Here is a 19701-nt window from a genome sequence, read left to right as displayed (position 1 = left end):
GCCTCTCGTCGCGGGCAAACGTGCACAAGGACCGGTAGCTGACACTCAGCTCACGGGCCAATGCCCGCAGCTCATGACTGACCTGCTGCGCCCCCCACTGCGAGCGATTGTCGAGCATTGCCAATTGCTGCTCATCCCAGCCCCACTCGCGGGTCAGGCGCTGCAGCAGCAACCGCTGCCACTGCATACCCGTCGCGCCACTGCTCAGCGTGTGGCCGACCTTCAGGTACAGGCTGCGGCGAACCAGTTCCAGACGCTGCAACTCGCCGCGCCCCTGCAGGTACTGCTCGATTCGCCGGTACACCACCACGTAGGGGTCCAGCTCATCCAGGTCGAGCCGATCGGCGTACACCCTCTTCTTGAACCCCATACTCAGACAGTTCACCCGTGGGCGCTCGCTGGCATACACCTCGACCAGCAACAGCTTGAGCACTGACTTGTACGGCGACTCAATGCCCTTGAACAATTGCCACAGCCCGGCGCCCAGCAGTTCTGCGGGGGCAATCTGCGCCAGATGCCCGAGATCAATGGTTTCATCGCGACCCACAACGTCATTGGCCAATAGCCCTTGGGCACATTCGGCGTAGCGAGCCTCCTGATGTGCTGGCACCCACCACCACATCGGCGTACGCCCCGCGAGCCAGATAGCGGTGCGATAAAACTCATCCAGCAACAACCTGTTGCGAGGCTCTGCACTCTCGTCGTTGCTCGGTTGGGAGTCACATTCGCCCTGGGCGAAACGCTGCGCATCAATCAGAAAAAAATGCGCTTCAACCCCCAGGCTTGCCGCCCAGACTTCCAGCCGTCGACATTTTTTGCGCAACGCCGCCACCGCCATGTCGCTCAAGTCCGGCCCCAGACAAATCCACACGTCCATATCGCTTTGATCGGTCTGGGCCAAAGTCCCCAGACTGCCCATCAAAAAAAGCCCATGAATCGGTTTTGAAGCGCAGGCGCGGCCCGTTCTGCAGGAAAAGTCCCGGATCAGTTGCTGCGCTGCGCCAAGGGTGGAGGCGTCAGGTTCATAGCCCGACACCCCGGCCGGGGTGCAGTCCGAAACATAGCCGGGCAACAGCGGGTGATTCACGTGAAAGCACAGCGCCAACAGCCTCAGCAGCGATTGCTGATGGGGTGCCAGGCCTTCCATTGCACGCGCCATGCGACCCTGATTGACGGTGAGAAACCGCCCACGAAGTTGCAGGAGAGTCTGTCGCTCGACTCCATCGCTCGGCATGGGGAGTGTTTCAGGAGGGCACGTCATTTCACGCTCAGACCGGCTCGCCACAAGACAAAAGGGAGTGGGAGTCTACAGCCAGCCGTATCAAAGACTCAGGAGGAATGGGTGTTTGAGGTCAGAATTTTACTGCGCGAAGAAGTGTGCCCGCGGAATCATTGATCGTTCAGATCCCGAGGGCGCGGCGTGGCGTCAGGCGATTTCTTTGGACTCTACAAGAATTGTCAGCAGTACTTGAACACTCTGAGCAGCATCACGGCCCAGGCTAGTCAGGTAACCGCCATCGGGTTGGTCAATGAGCTTCTTGTCATACAAACGACGTGCAGCAGCCACTTTTTCGGGTGCCGCGTGTTGATGGATCTTCAGGCCCTCAAGGGTACTTTCCAAGTCAAACAGTGCAAGGACTTCCAGCTCGGCAACCAACTCAGGGGTAAACGACATAAAGACTCCAGACTATGCAGGAAAAGACGACAGCCGCTCTAAGGTGATCGCACTCGCGCTGACTGTCCAGTGACAGTTCCCACCTTTATAAAACAGCCTGTCGTGGTAAGGCATTTGGAGTGTAGTCAGTAGTCGGCTAAATGCCGGGGTATTACACAAAACTTGTGGGAAAAGTCGGCTTGAGGCTGGCACGGCACCTGTGGGAGCGGGCTTGCCCGCGATACAGGCAACACCGTCTTTCAGTAAAACTTCATGGCCTGCATCGCGAGCAAGCCCGCTCCCACAAGGTCATACATGGGCCAAGGGCGCGTTTTATCATTTCAGTTATATAAACATTCTTAAATAGTATTTTTAAGAATATCCCTGCCTCACTACTATTGCCCTACGCCAGCATCCCTGTCGGCACCCATATTTTCAGGAGCAGCACCATGAGCGCATCTCTGCGTAGCGTTGACGGCCAGGACGAAGCAACCATCCTTCGGGAAATCCAGAGCGCGCTGCGAGACCTGCGCTTTGGTGCTGTTGAAATCACTGTGCACAACGCTCAAGTGGTTCAGATCGAACGTAAAGAAAAATTCCGTCTGCAAAACCCGAGTCAAAAAAACGCCTGATCAATAGAAAGCGCATTCACGCGAGTGCGCCTCATAAAAAAACTAGAAAAAGCTTTGGAGCCTCACCTATGTCCCTACGCCGTTACGCTTTGGCCGCGCTGGCCAGTGCCATTTTTGCTGGCTCCGCTGTAGCCAAAGATTATGAGTTGCTCAACGTTTCCTACGATCCGACTCGCGAGCTGTACCAGGATTACAACACCGAATTCACCAACTTCTGGAAAGCCAGCCACCCCGGCGATAACGTCAAAATCCAGCAATCCCACGGCGGCTCGGGCAAACAGGCTCGCGGTGTGATCGACGGCCTGCGTGCCGACGTCGTGACCCTGGCCCTGGCCGGTGACATTGACGAAATCGCCAAACTCAACAAAGGCTCGCTGCCGGAAAACTGGCAAACCCGCCTGCCGGACGCCAGCACCCCGTACACCTCGACCATCGTGTTCCTGGTACGCAAGGGCAACCCTAAAGGCATCAAGGACTGGGGCGACCTGACCAAAGAAGGCGTATCGGTCATTACCCCGAACCCTAAAACCAGCGGCGGCGCTCGCTGGAACTTCCTTGCGGCATACGCCTACGGCCTTAAAGCCAACGGTGGTAACGAGGAAAAAGCCAAAGAATACGTAAAAGAGCTGTTCAAACACGTACCCGTGCTGGATACCGGCGCACGCGGTTCGACCATCACCTTCGTCAACAACGGTCAGGGTGACGTGTTGCTGGCCTGGGAAAACGAAGCGTTCCTGGCACTCAAGGAAGACGGTGGCGGTGACAAGTTCGATATCGTCGTGCCTTCGCTGTCGATTCTGGCTGAGCCACCGGTGGCTGTAGTCGACAAAAACGCCGAGAAAAAAGGCAACTCCGAAATCGCCAAAGCCTACCTGGAACACCTCTACAGCCCGGCTGGCCAGGAAATCGCGGCGAAGAACTTCTACCGTCCACGTGACGCGGCCGTTGCAGCCAAATACGCCAAACAATTTCCGAAACTGGAACTGGTGACTATCGACAAAGACTTCGGTGGCTGGAAAACTGCGCAGCCGAAATTCTTTAATGACGGCGGCGTGTTCGACCAGATTTACCAGGCGCAATAACCTGCGGGGCGGGCCTTCGGGCCACGCTTAAAGCTAGAACATCAGGCCCGCAATTGGTTGCGGGCCTCGTGCGTTAACCCAAGGACTTTTATGTCGCGTCGTATCTCCCCCGTCATACCCGGCTTCGGGCTGACGCTGGGCTACACCTTGGTGTACCTCAGCCTGATTGTGCTCATTCCACTGGCGGCGATGTTCGTGCATGCCGCTCAACTGACCTGGGACCAGTTCTGGGCCATCATCACCGCTCCACGGGTGCTGGCTGCGCTGCAACTGAGCTTTGGTACCGCCTTTGTCGCGGCTATCATCAACGGCATCATCGGCACCGTGCTGGCCTGGGTGCTGGTGCGTTATACCTTCCCGGGACGCAAGGTCATCGACGCCATGATCGACCTGCCGTTTGCCCTGCCGACCGCCGTCGCCGGTATCGCCCTGACCGCCCTGTACGCTCCCAACGGCTGGATTGGCCAGTTCGCCACCGACCTGGGCTTCAAGATCGCCTACACCCCGATGGGTATCACCCTGGCACTGACCTTCGTCACCCTGCCGTTTGTGGTGCGTACGGTGCAGCCGGTACTGGCCGATATTCCGCGAGAAATCGAAGAAGCGGCTGCCTGCCTGGGCGCCAAGCCGCTGCAGGTGTTCCGCTACATTCTGGTGCCAGCCCTGCTGCCCGCCTGGCTGACCGGCTTTGCCCTGGCGTTTGCCCGGGGTGTCGGTGAGTACGGCTCGGTGATTTTCATCGCGGGCAACATGCCGTTCAAAACCGAAATCCTGCCGTTGCTGATCATGGTCAAGCTGGACCAATACGACTACACCGGTGCCACGGCCATTGGCGTGATGATGCTGGTGGTTTCCTTCATTTTGCTGCTGATCATCAACTTGATTCAGCGCCGCATCGAAAAACCGTGAAGGAGGCCTGACCATGTCCAGTTCAACACCAAGTGCCTCATCCGTAGCCAACGCCGCCCGCCGGGGGAGCCCGACGTCGCGGCGCCTGCTGATCGGTTTCGGCTGGTTGTTTTTCATCCTGTTCCTGCTGCTGCCGCTGCTGATCGTGGTGTCCCAGGGTTTGAAAATGGGGATCGGCACGTTCGTCGACGCCATCATCGAACCCGACGCCTTGTCAGCCCTGAAGCTCACCATCATTGCGGTGGTGATTTCCGTTCCGCTGAACGTGGTATTCGGCGTCAGCGCGGCCTGGTGCGTGAGCAAATACAGCTTTCGCGGCAAGAGTATCCTGGTCACGCTGATCGACCTGCCGTTCTCGGTCTCGCCGGTGATCGCCGGTCTGGTCTACGTGCTGATGTTTGGCGCCCAGGGCTTCTTCGGCAAGTGGCTGCAAGAGCACGACATCCAGATCGTCTTCGCCTTGCCGGGCATCGTGCTGGCAACCATCTTCGTCACCGTACCGTTTGTGGCCCGTGAACTGATTCCGCTGATGCAGGAGCAGGGCACCCAGGAAGAAGAAGCCGCACGCCTGCTGGGCGCCAACGGCTGGCAGATGTTCTGGCACGTGACCGTACCCAATATCAAATGGGGCCTGATCTACGGCGTGGTGCTGTGTACTGCACGGGCGATGGGTGAGTTCGGTGCGGTGTCGGTGGTTTCCGGGCACATTCGCGGGGTGACCAACACGCTGCCGTTGCACGTCGAGATCCTCTACAACGAATACAACCACGTTGCCGCCTTCGCTGTGGCGACCCTGTTGCTGATTATGGCGCTCTTCATCCTGCTGCTTAAGCAGTGGAGCGAATCCCGTATTAACCGCCTGCGCGCCAGCGCCGCGGAGGAATAAACCATGTCGATCGAAGTCCGTAACGTCAGCAAGAACTTCAACGCCTTCAAGGCGCTGAACAGCATCAACCTGGATATCCACAGCGGCGAACTGGTCGCCCTGCTCGGCCCGTCGGGCTGCGGCAAAACCACCTTGCTGCGCATCATCGCCGGTCTGGAAACCCCGGACGAAGGCAACATCGTGTTCCACGGTGAAGACGTCTCGGGGCACGACGTGCGTGATCGTAACGTCGGTTTTGTGTTCCAGCATTACGCGTTGTTCCGCCACATGACGGTGTTCGACAACGTCGCTTTCGGCCTGCGCATGAAGCCGAAAAAGGAACGCCCGAGCGAAACCCGCATCGCCGAGAAAGTCCACGAACTGCTGAACATGGTGCAACTGGACTGGTTGTCGGATCGCTACCCTGAGCAGCTCTCAGGCGGTCAGCGCCAGCGTATCGCCCTGGCCCGCGCACTGGCCGTAGAACCCAAGGTACTGCTGCTGGACGAACCGTTCGGCGCGCTGGACGCCAAGGTCCGTAAAGAGCTGCGCCGCTGGTTGGCGCGCCTGCACGAAGACATCAACCTGACCTCGGTATTCGTGACCCACGACCAGGAAGAAGCCATGGAAGTGGCCGACCGTATCGTGGTGATGAACAAGGGCGTGATCGAGCAGATCGGCTCACCGGGCGAAGTCTACGAAAACCCGGCCAGCGATTTTGTTTACCACTTCCTGGGCGACTCCAACCGCCTGCACATCGGTGAAGATCAGCACCTGCTGTTCCGTCCGCACGAAGTGTCGTTGTCCCGTCACGAGATCGAAGACCACCATGCCGCGCAGGTACGCGACATCCGCCCATTGGGCGCGACCACCCGGGTGACATTGAAAGTTGAAGGGCAAAGCGAGTTGATCGAAGTTGAAGTGGTCAAGGACCACGACAGCCTGACCAATCTGGCGCGCGGCGAGACGTTGTTCTTCAAGCCGAAGGTATGGCAGAAGGCGTAAGCCCACTGCACTTGTGGGAGCGGGCTTGCTCGCGATGGCAGCAACGTGGTTTCAAGATAAACCGCGTCGGTTGCATCGCGAGCAAGCCCGCTGCCACAGTTTCAGAGTGGATCTAAGGCTTTTTCAGCTTCGGATTCGGAAAAAACTGCACCGCCTGCACTTTAGGGTCCGGTGCTTTTTTCAACGCCGAAACATTGACCCGCGTACCCAATTCCTTGGGCACCGACAAACCTTGTTCATTCAACGTATCCGAATAACCGCAGGCCACACATTCGCGGTGCGGCACTTCGTCTTCGTTCCACATCATCAACTTGTCGGGCTCGCTGCACGCCGGGCAGACAGCCCCGGCGATAAAGCGTTTTTTGGTCACATTCACAGGTGCATCACTCATGCCGCCGAATCCTCAGTCAGGCCGCTGTGGCGCAACAGCGCGTCAATCGACGGCTCACGACCACGGAAGTCCTTGAACAACTCCATTGGAGCCTTCGAACCGCCACGGGCCAGAATCGCCTGACGGAACGCCTTGCCCGTGTACGGGTTGAATACGCCTTCTTCTTCAAAGCGCGAGAACGCATCGGCCGACAGCACTTCAGCCCACTTGTAGCTGTAGTAACCCGCTGCGTAACCACCGGCAAAAATATGCGCAAAACTGTTGGGGAAGCGGTTGTACGCCGGTGGGCGCATGACCGAAACCTCGTCGCGGATGCCGTCCAGCACCTGCGCCACACTGCGACCGTCACCGTGGGTGGCGTGCAGCTCGAAGTCGAACAGGGAGAACTCCAGCTGGCGAACCATCATCAGCCCGGACTGGAAGTTCTTGGCGGCGAGCATCTTGTCCAGCAGGTCTTTGGGCAATGCTTCGCCGGTTTCGTAATGGCTGGAAATCAGCGCCAGGCCTTCAGGCTCCCAGCACCAGTTTTCCATGAACTGGCTCGGCAACTCGACCGCATCCCAGGCCACGCCGTTGATGCCCGATACGCCCGCGTGTTCGATTTCGGTCAGCATGTGGTGCAAGCCGTGGCCGAACTCGTGGAACAGGGTGGTCACTTCATCGTGGGTCAACAGCGCAGGCTTGCCCGCAACCGCCGGGGTGAAGTTGCACACAAGGTTCGCCACCGGGCTTTGCAGCGCGCCGGCTGCCGTGCGACGACGGTCGCGGGCGCCGTCCATCCAGGCACCGCCGCGCTTGTTGGCACGGGCATAGAGGTCAAAGAAGAAGCGCCCGATGTGCTGGCCGTTTTCCTTGATTTCGAACAGGCGAACATCCGGGTGCCAGGTGTCGAAGCCTTTGATCTCGGCAATCTCGATCCCGTACAACTTCTGCACAATGGCAAACAGGCCGCCCAGTACCTTGTCGATCGGGAAGTAGGCACGCAGTGCCTCTTGCGACACGCTGTAGCGCTGCTCGCGCAGTTTCTCGCCGAAGAAGCCTGTGTCCCAGCTTTTAAGCTCCGGGGTGCCTTGCTCGGCGGCGTAGGCTTGCAGCTGCTCAAGGTCGCGAGCGGCAAATGGCTTGCTGCGCTTGGCCAGATCGCGCAGGAAGGTCAGCACCTGATCCGGTGTCTCGGCCATTTTGGTGGCCAGGCTCAGCTCTGCAAAGCTGCCAAAACCCAGAAGTTTTGCCAGTTCCTGACGCAGGTCGAGGATTTCTTCCATGACCGGGCCGTTGTCGAACTTGCCGGCATTCGGGCCTTGATCTGACGCCCGGGTGCAATACGCGGCATAGACTTCTTCGCGCAGGGCGCGGTCCTGTGCGTAGGTCATGACCGGGAAGTAGCTCGGGAACTCCAGGCTGATCAGCCAGCCGTCCAGGCCTTTGGCCTGTGCAGCAGCGGCCATTTGCGCCTTGGCCGAATCGGTCAGGCCCGCCAGTGCGGCTTCATCGGTGATGTGCTTGGTCCAGGCCTGGGTCGCGTCCAGCAACTGGTTGGAGAACTTGCTGCCCAGCTCCGACAGTTTGCTCTGGACTTCGGCATAACGCTTTTGCTCAGCCTCCGGCAGGTCAATACCCGACAGGCGGAAGTCACGCAGCGAGTGCTCAAGAATGGTTTTTTGCGCCTGGTCGAAACCAGCCACTTGCGGGCTGTGGGCCAACGCTTCGAAAGCCTGGAACAGTTCGCGGTTCTGGCCCATCTCGGTGGAATAGGCGCTCAAGGCAGGCAAGCAAGCCTCATAGGCTTCACGCAGTTCGCTGCTGTTGCACACCGCGTTAAGGTGGCTGACCGGGCTCCAGGCCGCGCCCAGTCGGTCATTCAGCTCATCCATCGCCAACACCAGACCCGCCCATGTCGGGTTCTGGCCCTGGTCTTTGAGGATGTTTTGAATGCCGACACGGTTGTCGGCGAGGATCTGTTCGATGGCCGGCTGTACGTGCTCAGGACGGATCGCCGAGAACGGCGGCAGGTCGTAGGGCTGCAAAAGAGGGTTGTTCTCGCTCACGTTTGGCACCTTGGCTTGAAGAAACATTGGGCCATCTTAATTACAATCGACGCACTGCGCAGCAATCAGCCCCGCTATCACTGCTAAAGAAGGAAGCTATTCGTGTCCATTCGTCCGTTCCAGCAGCACACACCGACCCAGGGCGAGCGCGCCTTTGTTGACCGCTCGGCAGTGGTGATCGGCGACGTCGAGATCGGCGACGACAGTTCTATCTGGCCGCTGACCGTGATTCGCGGCGACATGCACCGCATCCGCATCGGTGCACGCACCAGCGTTCAAGACGGCTGCGTGCTCCACATCACCCACGCAGGCCCGTTCAACCCAGAGGGTTTCCCGCTGCTGATCGGCGATGACGTGACCATCGCCCACAAAGTCATGCTGCACGGCTGTCACGTGGGAAACCGGATCCTGATCGGCATGGGTAGCATCGTGATGGACGGCGCCATTATTGAAGATGACGTGATCGTGGGTGCAGGCAGCCTGGTGCCACCAGGCAAGCGACTGGCCAGCGGTTTTCTGTATGTGGGCAGCCCGGTCAAACAGGTGCGCGAACTGACCGAAAAAGAAAAAGCCTTCTTCACCTACAGCGCGGGCAATTACGTAAAGCTCAAGGACCAGCATTTGGCCGAAGGCTACGACCAGCCCGTTTAAGTCACCTATTCTGGAGCTCTGCATGCATTACCAAAACGTATTGTTCGACCTTGACGGCACCCTGACCGACCCACGGGAAGGCATCACCCGTTCGATCCAGTTCGGCCTGGGCAAGCTGGGCATTGACGAGCCTGACCTCACCCGGCTTGAGCACTTTATCGGGCCGCCGCTGCTGCAGCAGTTCATGGCCACCTATGGCTTTGACGAGGCAAAGGCGTGGGAAGCGATGGGGTTCTACCGCGAGCGTTTTGCCGTGACCGGGTTGTATGAAAACCACGTATTCGAGGGCGTCACACCCTTGCTTGAAGAGCTGGTGGCACAGGGTCGCCAACTGTTTATCGCCACGTCAAAACCCCATGTGTATGCCCGTGAAATCGCCCGTCACTTTGACTTCGCCAAGTACTTCAACGTGATTTACGGCAGCGAACTGGATGGCACCCGCACCAACAAGGTCGAGCTGATTGCTCACTTGATCAGCGAGCAAGGACTGGACCCCGCCCAGACCCTGATGATCGGCGACCGCAAGCACGATTTGATCGGTGCCCGCGACAACGGCATGGACGCAGCGGCTGTGGGTTATGGCTTTGGCAGTTTCGAAGAACTGAACTCGTTTGCGCCCAAATACCACTTTGAAACGCTGGCGCAGCTGCATCAGGCGTTCAAACACTGACCTGCCCTTGTGGGAGCGGGCTTGCTCGCGATGGCCACGACGCGGTGAATCTGTCACGCCGCGCCGGCTCAATCGCGAGCAAGCCCGCTCCCACAACACGCTAACCGGCGCGCAGCTCGATCGCGCGGCGCAAATCTTCGCGCCAGCCCAGCAGAAAACCCAGCTCCACCACCACAAACAGCGGCCCCACGATCAGCCCGGTCACGTCATCGATAAACGCCGGTTTACGCCCCTCGTAGTAATGCCCCACAAACTGGAACACCCAGCCCACGACAAATAAACCCACGCCCCAGCCCAGCCAGGCGGCGGTGCTCAACGCCGCCAGCGTATGCCCCAGCCAGACGCTCAACCCCAGCAGCACCGTCATCAATACCCCCAGACGCAGCTCAAGGCGCAGATAAAATACCGCGCTGGCCAGCATCACCAACACCGCCGGGGAAATACCTGCCCATTGCGGACGCGATAGCAGCGTCGCCACGGCAATCACAATCAGCGGAATACCCACGAAATGGGTGGCGATATTGTGCGGATCACGGTGATAGGCAGCATATTGGCTCAGATGGTCGACCAGGCTTTTCATGGTGCAGAACCCTCACTATCTTATTTTTGGTTATAAACAAATAGCTTCTTATTCCTTAGCGAATCTAAAAACCGTCCCTATACTGACTCGGTAACACACATACCGCTGGAGGCGCAGACCCATGGGCAACGATTCGATTCGCTATTTGATAGTGCCGGGCTGGCAAGGTTCGTCCGACGATCATTGGCAAACCCACTGGCAAAACAGCTTACCGAACAGTGCCCGGGTGGAGCAGGCCGACTGGCTCACGCCTCGGCGCGAAGACTGGATCGCTGCCTTGGCCGAAGCCATTGCCGCCGACAGCACCCCCGTGATTCTGATTGCCCACAGCCTGGGTTGCATCACGGTAGCCCATTGGGCCGAGCGTGCGCCAGAAAGCCTGCTTGGCCAAGTGCGCGGCGCGTTGCTGGTGGCCCCGGCAGATGTCGAACGTCCCGCCTGTGCGCCCGCCTTGCGCAACTTTGCTCCTATCCCGAGCCAGCCTTTGCCGTTCCCCAGCCAGATTGTCACCTCAGATAACGATGGGGCGGTCAGTGCGCCACGGGCGATGGAGTTCGCCCGCCAGTGGGGCGCCGAAATTGGCGTGATCAGCGGCGCTGGGCATATCAACGTCAAATCCGGACACCAGCGCTGGGAGCAAGGCTTCGCCTTTTTGTACCGCCTGCAAACCCGCATCGAGCACGGTGCCCTGCGCCGAGCATGAATTTCTGAAACGCCCGCGCCCACCCAACGGCTGCGGGTGGGAGCCTGTCATGAGCCTGCATGAAACTTTTGGCCAGCCATTGCTGACCTTTCCCGACGCGGAAAAAAGCCCGCTGAGCATTCGCGCCAAGGCGCTGGTGTTTGTCGACCCTCGCTCACGCACACTGCGCAACGATCTGGAACTGTTGGCGCCCCGTGCGCTACCGGTGTTGATTCGTGGCGAAACCGGCAGCGGCAAGGAACTGCTGGCCCGGCATATCCACCGCGCCAGCGACCGCACCGGCTTGTTCGTGTCGGTCAACTGCGGCGCGATCAGCCCCACCTACGCAGACGCCGAACTGTTCGGCTATGCCGCCGGAGCACACAACAGTTCGGCCAGCAGCCGCGCCGGCTGGTTTGGCTCGGCCAATGGCGGCACCCTGTATCTGGACGAAATTGGCGACTTGCCCCTGGCGATTCAGATCAAGCTGCTGGCGGCTCTGGAAACCCACGAAGTCACTCGCGTAGGCGCCCATCAACCCAGCCCTGTGGACGTGCGTCTGGTGGCGGCCACCAGCATCGATCTGGCGCAGGCGGTCAGTGCCGGCAAATTCCACGAGCGGCTGTATCACTACCTCAGCGAAGGAAGGCTGGAGTTACCCGCCTTGCGCGAACGGCCCGGTGACATCCTGTCGCTGGCCGAATACTTTTTAGGCATCTACAGCCAGCGCCTGAACCTGCCCGTACCGTTTATCAGCGACGGCGCGCAGCGGGTCCTTGAGCGCTACAGCTGGCCGGGCAACACCCGGGAGCTGGAAAACGTGATTCATTTTGCGCTGTTGGTCAGCACCGGCGACGAGATCCAGCCCGAGCACCTGAACCTGCCCGACGCACTGAGCCAGATTGAGCTGTTTATCAAGGGGGCGACAGGACAGGAGTTGGCGGCAATCAAGCAATTGCTCCCACAGGCCTTGAGCTGAATAAAACTCAAGTGAACAAAAAGGCATAACAAGCTGAATAAAAGTTATTGTTCTGGAATAAAGAATCTCGGTATTGTCTGTTTCGTCTTCCAATAAAACCGTCCTGCGAACGGTCACACACTTAAGGGTATTGCATGAAAAAGGTTCTGTTGTTTACCGCATTGGCGGCTGCTCTGACGGCAGGCCTGGCACAGGCTGGCGAAAAACTGGTGGTGGCTGCCACCCCTGTTCCCCACGCCGAAATCCTTGAGCTGATCAAACCGACCCTCGCCAAAGAAGGCGTGGATCTGGAAATCAAAGTGTTCACCGACTACGTGCAACCTAACGTCCAGGTTGCCGAGAAACACCTGGATGCCAACTACTTCCAGACCCTGCCTTACCTCGAAAGCTTCAATAAAGGTAAAGGCACCAATCTGCAAACCGTGATCGGCGTTCACGTTGAACCGTTCGGCGGCTACTCGAAAAAAATCAAACACCTGTCCGAGCTTAAAGACGGCGCAACCATCGCCATCCCTAACGAAGGCAGCAACAGCGGTCGTGCGTTGATCCTGCTGCAAAAGGCCGGCCTGATCGAACTCAAAGACCCGACCAACGCTGTGTCCACCCCAAAAGACATCGCCAAGAACCCGCACAACTTCAAGTTCAAAGAGCTTGAGTCGGCACTGCTGCCACGGGTACTGGACCAGGTCGACCTGGACATGATCAACACCAACTACGCGCTGGAAGCTGGCCTGAACCCGGCCACCGACGCACTGATCATCGAAGGTGCTGACTCACCGTACGTGAACTTCCTGGTCGCCCGTCCGGACAACAAGGACAGCCCGGCCATCCAGAAGCTGGCCAAAGCCCTGACCAGCCCGGAAGTTAAAGCCTTTATCGCTGAAAAATACAAAGGCGCGGTGCTGCCAGCGTTCTGATCAAGCACACGTTCCACTGAAAACGCCGACGGCTTATAGGGCCGTCGGCGTTTTTATTTGTCTGGCCAATGCCAGGCGGGCTGGTCCAGCAAGCGCTGACCGACCACTTCAGTCTGGCCAAGGTTTTTTTCCAGCACGATGCAATTGCAGTCCGCATCCTGCTGCAACACAGCAATCAACCGTCGGGCATGGGACACGACCCAGATCTGGGTGTGTTGCGAGGCGCGGGTGATCAACCGCGCCAACGCGGGCAGCAGGTCAGGGTGCAGGCTGGTCTCGGGTTCGTTGAGCACCATCATGCTGGGCGTGCGCGGAGTCAGCAAAGCTGCGACCAACAGCAGGTATCGCAAGGTACCGTCCGACAACTCGGCGGCCGATAACGGGCGCAACAGCCCCTCTTGATAAAACTCGATATAAAAATGCCCGCCGGGCACGCACTCGATTTTCAACCGGGCGCCAGGGAATGCATCGCTGATTGCGGCATGCAAGACTTCGGGGTTGCCGACCTCGATGATAGTTTGCAACGCAGCCGCCAGGTCACGGCCGTCGTGATGCAGCACCGGCGTGCGAGTGCCCAGTTGCGGTTGACGCGCAGGTGCTTGGGGGTCGGTGCGAAAGTGATCGTAAAAGCGCCAGCCACGGATCGATTCGCGCAGCTGCAACACTTCGGGCGAAGCCTGCAAGCTGCCAACCTGATCAAACAGACTGTCGAACAGCGGCGTGTGCTGTGCCAGCACCTGCCAGTCACGGCCATTACGCGCGCGGACCATCGGGCCTTTACGCTCGATCAATTCACTGGCCGGCCGGTAAAAAGGCCCTGCCCAGATACTCTCGTGCTTGATCTGAGGGTCGAGGTTGAACTGCGTGCGTCCGGGTATCGGCAAGCCCAGGGCGATGGCGTAGCTGAAATCCTCTCCGGCAAATCCAAGGCGCAGGCGCTTGGTTTCCTGACGCACGCTGGCATGTACATCGACTTCGCCCAACTTCATGCGCCGGGAGATCACTTCAGGTCCCGCCCAGAACGTCGAGCTCAGCCCGCCTTCACGGGCCAATGCATTCACCACGCCACCCTGGGCGGTTTCGGCCAGTAACCGCAGCGCACGGTAAAGGTTGGATTTGCCACTACCATTGGGGCCAGTGATCAGGTTCAGCCTGCCCAAAGGCACCACCAACTGATTGATCGAACGATAGTTGGCCACGGCCAGGGTGGTGAGCATGGTATGACCTCATTTCGTGAAGCTGATAGGCGGCAATAGAGTCCCACAGACGCTGAACACTGTTCTACGCTATCACCCGTATCCGCATGTTAATCGGCATCACGCAAAGGAGCTTGCATGGCAGGTCCACTGAACACGGGCATTTTGGGCTTGAGCCTGTTGGCGTTTCTCACCGCGTGCGGCAAAGAGGGTCCTAAGGAGCCTTTGTCCCCAAGGGTGTATGTGCAGCAGGTAAGCACTCGAGCGTTCGCTGCGCCCATTCAACTCAGCGGTGATATTCAGGCCCGGATCGAAACCCAGCTGTCATTTCGCGTAGGCGGCAAGATTATCGAGCGCAAGGTGGATGTGGGGGACCACATCCAGGCTAATCAGGTGCTCGCCCGCCTCGATCCCAAGGACCTGAAGATCCAGGTCGAAACCGCCCAGGCCAGCGTCAATGCGCAACAGGCACAAGTGGTGCAAACCCGTGCTGCGTTTATTCGCCAGCAAAAGCTGCTGCCAAAAGGCTACACCAGCCAAAGCGAATACGACGCTGCCAACGCCGCCCAGCTCAGCGCCAAAAGTGCCTTGACTGCTGCCCAGGCGCAGTTGGCCAACGCCCGTGAACAATTGAGCTACAGCAACCTTGAAGCCGAGGCGCCCGGCATTATTACGGCGCGCCAGGCCGAGGTAGGCCAAGTGGTGCAGGCCACCATGCCGATATTCACCCTGGCTCGCGATGGTGCAAGGGATGCGGTGTTCAACGTGTACGAATCGCTGTTTATCGAGCCGCCCAAGGACCCCACGGTTCAGGTCACGCTCTTGAGTAATCCGGCGATCAAGGTCAACGGCCAGATCCGCGAAATCACCCCCACCGTGGCGGCACAAAGCGGCACGCTGCAAATAAAGGTGCAACTGGATGCACTGCCCAAAGGCATGGACCTGGGTTCGATTGTCAGCGTCAACCTGACCCCGCCCTCCAGCCCCAGCATTGAGTTGCCGTGGTCAGCCCTGACCAAGGACATCAGCGAGCCCGCCGTATGGATCGCCGACGAACAAAACAACGTGCGCCTGCAGCGTGTCAAGGTCGGGCGCTACCTGACCGGCAGCGTCATCGTCAGCGAAGGGCTCAAGGATGGAGAAAAAGTCGTGGTCGCAGGCGGGCAATTGCTACACCCCGGCATGAAGGTTGAAATCGTCCCCACTCCAGCCCAGGGAGCTCAACTATGAGGCGTTTGTGGATGATGCCCTTGGCCGCCGCACTGCTGGCGGGATGCTCTGAAAAACAGCCCCCCGAACCCATTCGGCCCGCACTGTATGTGGTGGCACAGCCAGAGCTGGCGCAAGATCTGGGACGCTTTGCCGGCAATATCGAAGCCCGCTACGAAAGTACCCTGGGCTTTCGTGTGCCGGGGCGCATCGTGCGCCGTTATTACGACGTGGGAACGGTGGTCAAACAGGGCGACATTCTGGCCAACCTCGACCCCACCGATCAGCAAAATCAGTTGCGTTCGGCACAGGGCGACCTGGCCAAGGTACAAGCGCAATTGATCAACGCCAAAGCCAACGCCCGCCGCCAGCAAGAGCTGTTCGACCGTGGTGTGGGCGCCCAGGCCCAACTGGACACGGCACAAGCCGACCTCAAGACCACCCAGGCCTCGGTGCAACAGGCACAGGCGGCGGTGAATCAGGCCCAGGATCAGCTCGGTTACTGCAACCTGCGCGCCGACCATGACGCCGTGATCACGCAATGGCAGGCCGAGGCCGGGCAAGTGGTGAGCATCGGCCAGGAAGTCGTCACCCTGGCGCGACCTGAAATCAAAGAGGCGGTGATCGACCTGCCGGGACCGCTGGCCGAGGCGTTGCCCAAAGGCATCGAGTTCCGCGTTGCCGGCCAGCTCGACCCGAACATCAACACCAGCGCCCATATCCGCGAAATCGCTCCACAGGCCGACAGTGCAACCCGCACACGACGCACCCGCCTGACACTGGACTCGACCCCGGCGGCGTTTCGACTTGGCAGCTCGGTCAGCGTGACCGTCAGCAGCCCGACCGCCGAGCACTTTCAACTGCCACTGACCGCCATGCAGGAAACCGACGGCCACACCCGCGTGTGGATCATCGACGCCGCAACCCAGACCGTCAGCCCCCGTGACGTCACGGTTCTGCGGCGCGATGCCAAAAGCGTGTTGTTATCTGGCGGCATCAAAACCGGCGACATGGTGGTCAGTGCAGGCGTGCATAGCCTTACCCCTGGGCAGAAAGTCAGACTCGATAAGGAAAGCTCGCAATGAATGGGAAGTTCAACCTGTCCGAGTGGGCCCTGAAACATCAGTCATTCGTCTGGTATCTGATGTTTGTGGCGGTGGTCGCCGGGATTTTCTCGTACATCAATCTGGGCCGGGCCGAAGACCCGTCCTTTGCCATCAAAACCATGGTGATCCAGACCCGCTGGCCCGGCGCCACGGTCGATGAAACCCGGTTGCAAATCACCGACCGCATCGAGAAAAAGCTCGAGGAGCTGGATTCCCTCGACTACGTGCAAAGCTATACCCGCCCTGGCGAGTCCACGGTGTTTGTGTTCCTCAAGGACACCACCAAGGCCGATGCCATCCCGAATATCTGGTACGAGGTGCGCAAGAAAATCGGCGACATTCGCGGCGACTTCCCCCAGGGCATTCAAGGCCCGGGGTTCGACGATGAGTTCGGTGATGTCTACGGCACCATCTTCGCCTTCACCGGCGACGGCTTCACCATGCGCCAGCTGCGCGATTACGTGGAGCAGGTTCGCACCGGCATTCGCGATGTACCCAATCGCGGCAAGGTGATGACCATTGGCGAGCAGGAAGAAACCTTCTACCTGGATTTTTCGACCCGCAAGCTGGCAGCGCTGGGCCTTGATCAACAGCAAATACTGGAAAGCCTGCAAGCCCAGAACGCCGTTACCCCTGCGGGCGTCATCGAGGCGGGTCCCGAACGCATGTCGGTGCGTACCTCTGGGCAATTCCACAGTGTTGAAGACCTGGCCGCGGTGAACCTGCGGGTCAACGACCGTTTTTACCGCCTGGCCGACATCGCCGACATCACCCGGGGCTACGTTGACCCGGCGGCCCCCATGTTTCATTACAACGGCAAGCCCGCCATTGGTCTGGCAATCGCCATGATTGATGGCGGCAACATTCAGGAGTTCGGCAAGCAACTGCAGGAACGCATCGATGAACTGACCGCAGAGTTGCCGGTGGGAGTGGGCGTACACATGGTGTCCGATCAGGCGCAGGTGGTTGAAGAAGCCGTGAGCGGCTTCACCAGTGCGCTGTTTGAAGCCGTGGTCATCGTGCTGGCGGTGAGTTTCATCAGCCTGGGCCTGCGAGCCGGCCTGGTGGTGGCGATCTCGATCCCGCTGGTACTGGCGCTGGTGTTCGTGTTTATGGAATTCACCGGCATTGCCATGCAGCGGGTGTCGCTGGGTGCGCTGATCATCGCCCTGGGCCTGCTGGTGGATGACGCGATGATCACGGTGGAGATGATGATCACGCGCCTCGAACTGGGGGAAACCAAGGAGCAGGCCGCCACCTTTGCCTATCACTCCACGGCCTTCCCGATGCTGACCGGCACCCTGGTGACGGTGGCAGGTTTCGTTCCCATCGGTCTGAACAACAGCTCGGCGGGGGAATACACCTTCACCCTGTTCGCGGTGATTGCCGTGGCGATGCTGGTGTCGTGGGTGGTGGCGGTACTGTTCGCGCCAGTGCTGGGTGTGCATATTCTGAGTGCCAAGGTTAAACCCAAGTCCGAAGAACCCGGGCGCCTGGCCCGGGCTTTCAACACTGCCCTGCTGTGGTGCATGCGTAATCGCTGGTGGACCATCGGCGCCACGGTGCTGATGTTTGTGCTGTCGGTGTTCGGCATGGGGCTGGTGCAGAACCAGTTTTTCCCGGCCTCCGATCGCCCCGAAATCCTGGTCGACCTGAACCTGCCGCAAAACGCTTCAATTCAGGAAACCCTCAAAGTTACCCAGCGGTTTGAAGAGTCACTCAAGGGCGATCCGGATATCGTGCGCTGGAGCTCGTACATCGGCGAAGGTGCAATCCGTTTCTACCTGCCGCTGGACCAGCAACTGCAAAACCCCTTCTACGCCCAACTGGTCATCGTCAGTACCGGGCTTGATAGCCGCGACGCCTTGATGGAGCGTCTCAACAAGCGTCTGCGCGAAGAGTTCGTGGGGGTCGGCAGCTTCGTCCATACCCTGGAACTGGGGCCTCCGGTGGGGCAACCGTTGCAGTACCGGGTCAGCGGCAAAAACATCGACCTGGTGCGCAAGTATTCGATCGACCTGGCCACCGTGCTCGACGCCAACCCCAACGTCGGCGAAACCATTTTCAACTGGAACGAACCCGGCAAGGTCTTGCGCATCGACATTGCCCAGGACAAGGCCCGCCAGTTCGGACTGTCGTCCGAGGACGTGGCCCATGTGATGAACAGCATCGTCAGCGGTGCCGCCATCAGCCAGGTCAAGGACAACATCTACCTGGTCAACATCGTCGGGCGGGCCAACAGCAGTGAGCGCGGCACCCCTGAAACCCTGCTCAACCTGCAGATCACCACCCCCAGCGGCACTTCGATTCCGCTCCTGGCCTTTGCCACGGTACGTTACGAGCTGGAGCAACCGTTGATATGGAGCCGGGACCGGATCCCCACCCTGACCCTCAAGGCCTCGGTGCGTGGCTCGATGCAACCGACCGACCTGGTGGCGCAACTCAAGCCTGAGATCGACAAGTTCGCCGAAAGCCTGCCCCAGGGCTACACCTTGCAAACCGGCGGTACGGTGGAACAAAGCGCCAAGGCCCAGGGCCCGATCGCCAAGGTGGTGCCGTTGATGCTGTTCCTGATGGCCACCTTCCTGATGATCCAGCTGCAAAGCGTGAAGAAGATGTTCCTGGTGGTGAGTGTGGCGCCGCTGGGGCTGATCGGGGTGGTGCTGGCGCTGGTGCCCACCGGGACGCCGATGGGCTTTGTGGCGATTCTGGGGATTTTGGCGCTGGTGGGCATCATCGTGCGCAACTCGGTGATTCTGGTGACCCAGATCGACCAGTACGAACGCGACGGCTATGACCCGTGGCATGCCGTGATGCAAGCCACCCAGCACCGTCGCCGACCGATCCTGCTGACGGCGGCAGCGGCCAGCCTGGGGATGATCCCGATTGCCCGCGACGTGTTCTGGGGACCAATGGCTTACGCCATGATTGGCGGCATCCTGTCGGCCACCTTACTCACGCTGCTGTTCCTGCCAGCGCTGTATGTGGCCTCGTACAAGATCAAGGAGAACAAAGAGCCGCCGCCAGCCCATGTTTGATGACCCCTGTGGAAGCGGGCTTGCCCGCGATTGAGACGGCGCGGTTTACCCGGTAAACCGCGTCATTCCTATCTCGAGCAAGCCCGC

18 protein-coding genes and 1 pseudogene are annotated in these 19701 nt (G+C 59.4%); 13 read left to right on the top strand and 6 right to left on the bottom strand.

Annotation, left to right across the window (positions count from 1 at the left end):
• Window position 1: 1 nt before the first annotated feature.
• Both AC19YQ_RS00460 and AC19YQ_RS00455 read right to left on the bottom strand, forming a co-directional pair.
• Window positions 2-1261: pseudogene (locus AC19YQ_RS00460) on the bottom strand (class I adenylate cyclase domain-containing protein); the annotation flags it as partial.
• A gap of 165 nt (window positions 1262-1426) precedes the next feature.
• Window positions 1427-1675, bottom strand: a complete 249-nt coding sequence (locus AC19YQ_RS00455; protein ID WP_019828271.1) for a TIGR02647 family protein — start codon at window positions 1673-1675, stop codon at window positions 1427-1429.
• A gap of 428 nt (window positions 1676-2103) precedes the next feature.
• Here AC19YQ_RS00455 and oscA point away from each other — a divergent pair, with 428 nt between their 5' ends.
• The 5 genes from oscA (at window position 2104) to AC19YQ_RS00430 (ending at window position 6147) form a co-directional block, all read left to right on the top strand.
• On the top strand, window positions 2104-2286 hold the full coding sequence (gene oscA / locus AC19YQ_RS00450) for a sulfur starvation response protein OscA (protein WP_016782652.1): 183 nt from the start codon (window positions 2104-2106) through the stop codon (window positions 2284-2286).
• A gap of 68 nt (window positions 2287-2354) precedes the next feature.
• Window positions 2355-3368 (top strand): sulfate ABC transporter substrate-binding protein, encoded by a 1014-nt coding sequence (locus tag AC19YQ_RS00445; RefSeq protein ID WP_339475051.1) that lies wholly within the window; start codon window positions 2355-2357, stop codon window positions 3366-3368.
• Between the two features lie 90 nt (window positions 3369-3458).
• Window positions 3459-4277, top strand: coding sequence for a sulfate ABC transporter permease subunit CysT (cysT, locus tag AC19YQ_RS00440; protein ID WP_133075024.1), 819 nt, complete (start codon window positions 3459-3461; stop codon window positions 4275-4277).
• Window positions 4278-4290: 13 nt separating this feature from the next.
• Window positions 4291-5163, top strand: a complete 873-nt coding sequence (gene cysW / locus AC19YQ_RS00435; protein WP_133075023.1) for a sulfate ABC transporter permease subunit CysW — start codon at window positions 4291-4293, stop codon at window positions 5161-5163.
• Between the two features lie 3 nt (window positions 5164-5166).
• Window positions 5167-6147: a sulfate/molybdate ABC transporter ATP-binding protein gene (locus AC19YQ_RS00430; protein WP_133075022.1), complete on the top strand. Its 981-nt coding sequence runs from the start codon at window positions 5167-5169 to the stop codon at window positions 6145-6147.
• 112 nt (window positions 6148-6259) lie between these two features.
• On the opposite strand, the gene AC19YQ_RS00425 is transcribed toward AC19YQ_RS00430, so the two are convergent.
• Entirely contained in the window at window positions 6260-6538 is a 279-nt protein-coding gene (locus tag AC19YQ_RS00425) for a YheV family putative zinc ribbon protein (protein ID WP_019828279.1), read from the bottom strand.
• Window positions 6535-8613: an oligopeptidase A gene (gene prlC / locus AC19YQ_RS00420; protein WP_500594360.1), complete on the bottom strand. Its 2079-nt coding sequence runs from the start codon at window positions 8611-8613 to the stop codon at window positions 6535-6537. Before prlC ends, AC19YQ_RS00425 begins: the two co-directional genes overlap by 4 nt.
• A 75-nt stretch (window positions 8614-8688) precedes the next feature.
• On the opposite strand from prlC, the gene AC19YQ_RS00415 reads away from it, so the two are divergent.
• Together AC19YQ_RS00415 and AC19YQ_RS00410 are read left to right on the top strand one after the other, a co-directional pair.
• Window positions 8689-9237: a gamma carbonic anhydrase family protein gene (locus AC19YQ_RS00415; protein ID WP_500594359.1), complete on the top strand. Its 549-nt coding sequence runs from the start codon at window positions 8689-8691 to the stop codon at window positions 9235-9237.
• A 22-nt stretch (window positions 9238-9259) separates the two neighbouring features.
• Entirely contained in the window at window positions 9260-9907 is a 648-nt protein-coding gene (locus tag AC19YQ_RS00410) for an HAD family hydrolase (RefSeq protein ID WP_500594358.1), read from the top strand.
• A 100-nt stretch (window positions 9908-10007) separates the two neighbouring features.
• Here AC19YQ_RS00410 and AC19YQ_RS00405 read toward each other — a convergent pair whose 3' ends face one another.
• Window positions 10008-10487: an Mpo1 family 2-hydroxy fatty acid dioxygenase gene (locus tag AC19YQ_RS00405; RefSeq protein ID WP_500594357.1), complete on the bottom strand. Its 480-nt coding sequence runs from the start codon at window positions 10485-10487 to the stop codon at window positions 10008-10010.
• A 121-nt stretch (window positions 10488-10608) separates the two neighbouring features.
• Here AC19YQ_RS00405 and AC19YQ_RS00400 point away from each other — a divergent pair, with 121 nt between their 5' ends.
• The 3 genes from AC19YQ_RS00400 to AC19YQ_RS00390 all read left to right on the top strand — a co-directional run bounded on the left by AC19YQ_RS00400 (window position 10609) and on the right by AC19YQ_RS00390 (window position 13065).
• Complete coding sequence (locus AC19YQ_RS00400; RefSeq protein WP_133075017.1) at window positions 10609-11190, top strand: alpha/beta hydrolase; 582 nt, start codon at window positions 10609-10611, stop codon at window positions 11188-11190.
• Between the two features lie 49 nt (window positions 11191-11239).
• Complete coding sequence (locus tag AC19YQ_RS00395) at window positions 11240-12148, top strand: sigma 54-interacting transcriptional regulator (protein ID WP_133075016.1); 909 nt, start codon at window positions 11240-11242, stop codon at window positions 12146-12148.
• Between the two features lie 134 nt (window positions 12149-12282).
• Window positions 12283-13065, top strand: coding sequence for a MetQ/NlpA family ABC transporter substrate-binding protein (locus AC19YQ_RS00390; protein WP_133075015.1), 783 nt, complete (start codon window positions 12283-12285; stop codon window positions 13063-13065).
• A 53-nt stretch (window positions 13066-13118) separates the two neighbouring features.
• Here the strand turns inward: AC19YQ_RS00390 and AC19YQ_RS00385 are convergent, their stop codons facing one another.
• Complete coding sequence (locus AC19YQ_RS00385; protein WP_500594356.1) at window positions 13119-14282, bottom strand: AAA family ATPase; 1164 nt, start codon at window positions 14280-14282, stop codon at window positions 13119-13121.
• A gap of 117 nt (window positions 14283-14399) precedes the next feature.
• On the opposite strand from AC19YQ_RS00385, the gene AC19YQ_RS00380 reads away from it, so the two are divergent.
• Genes AC19YQ_RS00380 through AC19YQ_RS00370 form a run of 3 tightly spaced genes read left to right on the top strand, consistent with a single transcriptional unit; the run spans window position 14400 to window position 19614 of the window.
• Window positions 14400-15491 carry an efflux RND transporter periplasmic adaptor subunit gene (locus AC19YQ_RS00380; RefSeq protein WP_500594355.1) on the top strand — a complete coding sequence of 364 codons (1092 nt, stop codon included), beginning with the start codon at window positions 14400-14402 and terminating at the stop codon, window positions 15489-15491.
• The gene (locus tag AC19YQ_RS00375; protein ID WP_339475040.1) at window positions 15488-16555 is read left to right on the top strand and encodes an efflux RND transporter periplasmic adaptor subunit; all 1068 of its coding nucleotides are present in this window, start codon (window positions 15488-15490) and stop codon (window positions 16553-16555) included. Before AC19YQ_RS00380 ends, AC19YQ_RS00375 begins: the two co-directional genes overlap by 4 nt.
• A complete protein-coding gene (locus AC19YQ_RS00370) occupies window positions 16552-19614 on the top strand; it encodes an efflux RND transporter permease subunit (RefSeq protein WP_133075012.1) in 3063 nt (1020 codons plus the stop codon). The genes AC19YQ_RS00375 and AC19YQ_RS00370 overlap by 4 nt, the downstream gene beginning before the upstream one ends.
• Window positions 19615-19701: the final 87 nt, after the last annotated feature.

This window comes from Pseudomonas sp. MF06569, from assembly GCF_059862735.1.
The sequence above is the reverse complement of the archived record's forward strand: the minus strand, read 5'-3'. Positions and strand labels throughout refer to the sequence as shown.